The 6,645-nt window shown below is 34.9% G+C and carries 5 protein-coding genes; all 5 read right to left on the reverse strand.

The window, feature by feature from the left end; all coding sequences use genetic code 11:
• Positions 1–245 precede the first annotated feature (245 nt).
• Positions 246–1,043: a PhzF family phenazine biosynthesis protein gene (locus H539_RS27690; RefSeq protein WP_342663996.1), complete on the reverse strand. Its 798-nt coding sequence runs from the start codon at positions 1,041–1,043 to the stop codon at positions 246–248.
• Between the two features lie 577 nt (positions 1,044–1,620).
• A complete protein-coding gene (locus H539_RS0103350) occupies positions 1,621–3,261 on the reverse strand; it encodes a sensor domain-containing diguanylate cyclase (protein ID WP_026692338.1) in 1,641 nt (546 codons plus the stop codon).
• A gap of 430 nt (positions 3,262–3,691) precedes the next feature.
• Positions 3,692–4,558, reverse strand: a complete 867-nt coding sequence (locus H539_RS0103355) for an STAS domain-containing protein (RefSeq protein WP_245602115.1) — start codon at positions 4,556–4,558, stop codon at positions 3,692–3,694.
• Positions 4,559–5,372: 814 nt separating this feature from the next.
• The gene (locus tag H539_RS0103360) at positions 5,373–5,822 is read right to left on the reverse strand and encodes a hypothetical protein (protein WP_026692340.1); all 450 of its coding nucleotides are present in this window, start codon (positions 5,820–5,822) and stop codon (positions 5,373–5,375) included.
• A gap of 516 nt (positions 5,823–6,338) precedes the next feature.
• Positions 6,339–6,645 (reverse strand): S8 family serine peptidase (locus H539_RS0103365; protein WP_026692341.1); only part of this gene is annotated, 307 nt, incomplete at its 5' end.

Genomic DNA, 6,645 nt, shown 5'->3' on the forward strand with positions numbered 1-6,645 from the left:
CTATTGAAAAATTCTTCTCAAACTAACGTGCCCCGTTACACTTCATATGAAGTAAAGACCCCTTTAGCACATAAAGTATATGAAAAAGGCTATCGAATCGCAACGACGACTAGGATACGCTGTTCTTATTGATATAGAGGGATGTTTATAGAATTGGTAAGTGTTTGGGTATATCAAATCGTGCATAAAAAAGTAACGTTACAGAAAGTTCTGTAACGCTGCGAATACTGCGTTCAATATCCAAATTATAACCATTTGCCTTCTGCTACAACAAAAGCACTACCGCCTATTTGTATTGTGTATTTGGAATTATTTTTAGTAGCTACTGCTTTTAATAATGATTTCCTATTAATCGAATAACCTTGTTCTACAGAATAACTTATTTCCTTGCTATCAAAATAGTTATATTCTAATAAATAGCCAGCTAAGTTTCCGTTCGCACTCCCTGTAGCTGGGTCTTCTAAATGACCTGACATACACATAAAGACTCTTGTATGTAAATCGTTAGAAGGATTTACTGTTTCTTTTGTAAAGACAAGAAGATTTGCATCGCCTATTTCCTCTAAAAGTTCGTCATAAAGCTTATGATTTATTTTACATCGGTTTACTGCATCTAGAGTCTTTAAATTTACAATAATGCTTGGAAATCCAGTCGAAACTACTTGGACAGGAAGTTCCAAATTGATATCTCCGATGTCAATTTGGAGAACTTTTGAAATAGTTTCTACGTCAATGGTATTTTTAAATATTGGTTGGTTTTGTAACATCCAGCCCTCTTGACCATTAAAGGTGACAGGAATCTGTCCAACTTCAAGATTAAGTTTAATTTCATTTGAATTATTACAATCTATGAAATGTTGGATAACGTATGCAGTACCAATTGTAGGATGTCCCGCAAATGGTATCTCTGAATCCGGTGTAAAAATCTTTACATTGTAGCCGCCATCTTTTTGTAATCCCGATATAATAAATGTAGTTTCTGAAAAATTAATTTCCCTTGCAATTTGTTCCATTTCTTCTTGTTTAATATCCTCATCAGCAATACAAACAGCTAATTGATTTCCTTCATATTTTTTTCCGCAAAGACATCAACTATGTAAAATTTCAATTTGGATTCTCCCCTTTTAGCATATATGATAGGGTAAAGCTTAACACAATACAATATTCAAAAAATTCAATCTACCCTATAAAAAAACATAGTGAACCAATGCTGTGTTTTTCCAAATCCTATTTTACTGCGGTTTTTAATGGTATTTAATTAGTGAAATATGGTTCGAATTGTGTTTTTGTACTTCAAAACAGAACCCGTTAAATCAGCCCCTCCTTCTTTTCCTAACGCACCCATTACTTTAAGTACATTATTTCACAAACTTTTAATGGTAGGGAACCTTCAGACGAATACACGTTTTTTGACATTTTATGTAAACCATGAAAACTCCACATTTTCATTCGTTTTGTTACATTAAATTTAATGTAAACTTCCAATATGTCGTATTCAAAGACCGGCATCCAAACGAAAACAGGCGTGATCCCTTCGTTATCAAGGGATCACGCCTGTTTTTTCGTTCACTTCCAAATGCACCATAATTTATCTTATGTTGCATCTGGAATAAAAACTTATCAAATGCCTTTCTTTACATCATAAAAAGAAAATTGGTTTTTCCCTCGTTTTTTTGAAATATAGAGTGCCTGGTCGGCCAGCCGGATCACTTTGAAAATATCTTTTTCATCAGAAGGCCAGACAGCTCCTCCTACACTGCAGCCAATTTGAATTCTTGTATTGTCAAGGTTAAAAGGCTCTCTTAACAACTTAACAATCTTTTCGGCAACTTGTTGGCCTTTTTCAATTGGATCACAGAGTGATGTATTTAATACAACTAAAAACTCGTCTCCTCCAAGCCGGCAAACAAATGATTCCTTTAAATTTCCCGTTAAACGACCTGCTACTTCTTGTAACATCAAGTCCCCTGAATGATGTCCAAGGTTATCGTTCACCCTTTTGAATCCATCTAAATCTAAATATAAAAACACGCACGTTTGATTCCCTGTTCTTTGATCCGTATCTTTTAAAATTTGAGCGATATGTAAATCCAGTCCGATTCTATTAGGCAGACCGGTTAGTTTATCATGGTGGGCTAGGGTGGCCATATGCCCCAGTTCCAACTCTGTTTTTGATAAGTCACGCAAAAGATTTCTTAGCGATGAAGAAAGAATTTCTACATCCTTTATGCCTTTATAATCAGGAATTTCTACTCTCTTTCCTGATAAAAGCTGATCAGCTGCTTGCGATATATTGCGTAATGGTTTCGCTAATAGCCCTGCTAAAAACCAACCTAAAACAGCAAAGATAATTGCCGTCAAAGCTCCCAGCAAAAGAATATATGTTTTCAGATCCTTTACAGAAGCAAAAGCTGATTCCTCAGACTCTCGGACTAAAATTGTCCAGCCTAAGCCCGGATAATCTTTATAGCCTTCTCCTAATGCAAATCCCGTTAAGTACTGCTTGCCGTCTGGCCATTCTTCTAGTATCCACCCACCTTTTTTCGCTTGAGCACGTTTTATGCTCTCTAGGTGTAATGGCTTGCCGACAAAAGCTTTTGGTCCCAAAATAACCGTATTATCACGAGGACTAACAATAAAGATTTCTTGGTCTTTGTTCTCTTTTTGAAACGAACTTTCCAAAGATTCTTTTATTTCACTTGCCCAAGCCCAGCTTAAGTGAGAAGCTAATACACCTTTAAATTCACCTTGGGTATTCGTAATAGGAACACTAATATCAACAAACTGCAGAGGTTCATTGGATGGATTAGGCAGCAATTTAGCAAGGAGAACAGCCTCGTGGACATCTCCAATAAATGAATGCTCAACAGCTTCTTGATAAACCGGCCGTTCTGCAATAGATTTCCCTACTAGTATGCTATTTGTTGCTGCTTGAACATTCCCATTCTCATCTGTTACACCTACCCACGTAAAAGAAGGGATGTCAGACTTTAATTGATTAAGAAGAAGCTGTGTTTCGGCTATATCTTTTTCACGTAACGCCTTTAATTTACTAATAATTTCAATCTCACTATAACGAGACCACATGTATTGATCTAGTTTATCGGCTAACTCCAAGGAAGTCTTCCCAAGAGAATAGCCGATTTCCTTCTTGATCATATCCGTTGACTTAGCACCGATTTGAATGCTCAATAACATGGTTAGAATAATGATAAGAGCAGCAAACAAAACAGAAAAACAAGCACGCAAATTAACCGTCATAATTATTAAATTCCTTTCAACTAAAAACCCATTTCCCATAATCTATATCGTCTTCAATTAAAAAAAGTTAAAAGCCCTTGGGTAAAGGGTTTAATGACTTTTCAAATCTCAACGATTTTTACCAAAATAAAAAGCACCTGTACAAAAACAGGCACTTTTACTCCAAAGCAACATAATATCATTTATGTTGCTTTCAGAAACCCACTTGCTGCTCCATTACTTCTATTGTTACTACTAAAGAAGACTAAAGGTGTGAAAAACAAAACCTCCTTAAGAAATGATTGAGGAGGTTTTACAAACATTTTTAATTAAAACTCTGAACAAAATTGCTCATAATTCAAAATGAACAAATGGATCCCTTAAAATAAATAAAATGACCAGTCAATGTTTATAATGAATGAGCCTTTTTATTATTGATTAGAAGTATATATTATTTTTTTATAACTTCTATCGCTTTTAAAACAGATCCATACGTCTTAATCGATGAAAAGTCGATTCCGGCACTAATAGATTTAGTTGCTAAATCGGGACGAATACCAGTAAAAACCATATTTACTCCCAACAACCGAAGAACATCATTTATTTTAAATAATTGACTTGCAACATATGTATCAATAGTAACAATTCCGGAAAAATCCATAATAAGGTATGCAAGCTTTAATCGAGAAATTTGGGGTACAACCCAATCAAAAATATGTTCAACTCTTTCAGATTCAACGTTTCCTATTAAAGGGAGAACAGCAATACCATCATGGATAGGTACAATAGGAGCCGATAATGCATCAATTGCTTTTTGTTTTTTAATTAACTCTTTTCCTCTTTCATCAATGACACTATCGGTCTGTCGCTCAAAAGCAAGGATGGTCTCAGTAACGGTTATATCGAGCATATAGTTAACACGTTTATTTATTTCAGCAGATTCTTCAAAGGTAAGTCCATGCTCTAAGGAAACCTTTGTGATTTGGTCTATAAGACCCAATCTAATATGAGGATAACGCCCGATTATTCCTGAAATTCTGCCCCTGCGCGCCGCTGAACGTTCTCCACTTTTTTGACTCATTTTTAAAAAACCTTCTGGTACTTCATATTCATTTAAAGTTATGCCTTCAGCCGATAATGTGATGAACTCAGTGTAAACACTGTAGTAATACTCTAAGTCTTCTTGAGAAAGTACGATCCCAAGTCTTTGGATAATATCATCAACGACTTTAACTGCTAATAAATCAGCATGTTCAGTTAGATAATCAGCAACCACTGAAAATGATTTCATAATTCTCCCCCGCATCCTTTCTTTCATTTCGATTATATCCTTTTTAAAATATGAATATTTTAAATCATGTCGTTAGAATATCATATCCATTTTCTAAATTATATTCACTTTAATCCTTTTACTGTTCTTAATACTTGAACTTTGTAATTTGTTAGACATTATTATTCATAATTTCACTAAGGTATAGAATTCCTTTTTAAAGGATTCGTAATCAAAATCCTTTTTTAATTCTTCAATATCTAAATAAATATTGATTTTGCCTTGGAAAAAATAATGCTAATTTCATCTCTCTCTTAATTATTATAAGTTATACCTTTGACGGACTTAAAATCTATTCCGCTTTTGGCCTTCTTTTCTTAATAAAATCGTTACACCATATGGTCAAATAACCACTTTTTCTATTATACTGTTCGACTAGTACAACAACAAAAAGCTGCCTAAGCAGCCGAATAGTCTTCAACTAACGCCCCCGTTACTTTAAGTACATAAGTACAATGGTTCACATAGTATATTTACAAGATTAAAAACATAATCACATTAATAACTGCGATGGTTATAATTAAACCTAATACAAATTTTTTAATAGTAAATTGCATACTGCCATTCTTTATTCCTCTAAATATTGAAATTGATATGAGTAATATGAGTAATAAAATTGGAGTGGTCACCATTTCACCTCTATTCTCCGAGCAATTTCTTCCACTCTTTTACCATATTTATTCCCGTAAAAGACCAAACACTTCTTAACTATTCTGCCCCGTTTGTTCAATAAGGACTTCAACAAAAAAGGCGGTTAATCCTGCTTGGATCAACGCACCCGATAGTTGAATAGGCAAAAAACTTAACCTTCATTTAGTACACCATATCTTCTGTTGTCACCCATCCAATTGCTTACATCACGCCACTTAACTCTTTTTGATGCAATCCAAGTAACTTCGTCATCGTGGCTAATTGGTTTCCAATCATAAGCATCTGCCCAATAGAATGTCCCATCTTGTAATAAGAGGATGGCATCTAAGATAATTGAATCGTAATTTTCAGGGCTTGGACTTAAGTGAAGTTGTGTTACTCCTTCGAATAACAATTCTATTGCCGATGGATTAATGGACTGTCTTTGAAAAAGCATTCGTATGTTGGTATCAAGCCCCAATCCAACCCCCATAGACAGGTCTTTGTCAACAAAACTGTCAGTCCACATCAATAACTCTTTCAAACAGCTATCGTGAAGGTTACCAAAAATTTCAAGCAACTTTTTAATATCTTCATTTCCTTTAATTTCAATCCATTTCATATTAGCACCTACTAAAAAAGATTACTGGCTTAAAAGTTCGCCTTATTAAAGACAAATCCTTCTTCAATTAAACTGTCCGTTAGTCGAACAACAGAAAAAGACTCTTTTCCTTTTTGAAGTAAAGCCCCTATTAGTTAAAGTACATTCCTTCACAATCTTTTCGTGTTTTGGCATCATATATTTTATAACTAATTTCACATCCCTTTATAAAGCCTTAGTATCAGATTTCTGTTCGTCGAGCCAAGATTTTATTCCACGCTTCCTCCAGCCCTTACCTCACGATAAGTACCTTGCGCTTCCTTAGTGGATGGTCGATGTGTACCCCAACAGTGGACTTTCACCACCTAGATAGTTTCCATGCCTGGCACACAAAAAAGGCTGCAAATGTGCCAGGTACAGCCCTTAAATAAAAAACAAGATAGATTTATTGGAAAGCCGTATTAAATAATGGCTTTTTATAGTTTGAAAATATTATTAAAAGACAGTCCTAATATAAATATTTCTTTATATAATCCTTTATAATTCGCCTGCTGCGATCATAGCGGAGTTTGCGTTGATTCTACCAAATTTATATAGTGTACCAGCACCGGGTACATCATCTGTTGATGATTCAATTGCTTGACGTATTTGCACATTTGTCAATGAAGGAAATGTTGCTTTGATTAACCCAGCTAGACCCGCAACAAATGGAGTAGCCTGTGATGTTCCAGAAAGGGAACCAAAGTTTAGCGGTCCTTCAGAATTTGGAAAAGTAGGCAATGTGGAAAAGATGTTAACTCCTGGTGCTGCAACATCGACTCCATCTCCAAAGTTCGAAAAGCTT

The sequence above is a fragment of the Peribacillus kribbensis DSM 17871 genome, assembly GCF_000430765.1.
In the GTDB taxonomy this organism is placed as follows: domain Bacteria; phylum Bacillota; class Bacilli; order Bacillales; family DSM-1321; genus Paraperibacillus; species Paraperibacillus kribbensis.